Here is a 271-nt window from a genome sequence, read left to right as displayed (position 1 = left end):
TTCCACATCAATTCCGTCGTCCTCCAAGGGCATCGGGACAATCTCAAATCCGTGGTGCGAGATCACAGATCGGACATCCTGATACCCCGGATCCTCCATCGCAATCGCTTTTTCCGACAGCCCGATCATCTGGCAGAGCAAGCCGATCATAAATTGTGTGCCCGCTCCGATCACAATCTGGTCCGGTGTGCATTGAACCCCGCGAGCGTGACGAAGATACTTGCTGATTTCCTGGCGCAGCCCCGCTTCCCCTTGCCGCTCTCCGTAATAG

At 55.7% G+C, this 271-nt stretch carries 1 protein-coding gene; it reads right to left on the bottom strand.

Annotated features, from left to right (window positions below; translation table 11 throughout):
* A partial coding sequence (locus MXD62_RS08665; RefSeq protein ID WP_248828872.1) for an aminotransferase class I/II-fold pyridoxal phosphate-dependent enzyme occupies nucleotides 1-271 on the bottom strand: 271 nt, incomplete at both ends.

This window comes from Frankia sp. Mgl5 (genome assembly GCF_023242985.1).
Classification (GTDB): Bacteria; Actinomycetota; Actinomycetes; order Frankiales; family Frankiaceae; genus Parafrankia; species Parafrankia soli.
The sequence above is the reverse complement of the archived record's forward strand: the minus strand, read 5'-3'. Positions and strand labels throughout refer to the sequence as shown.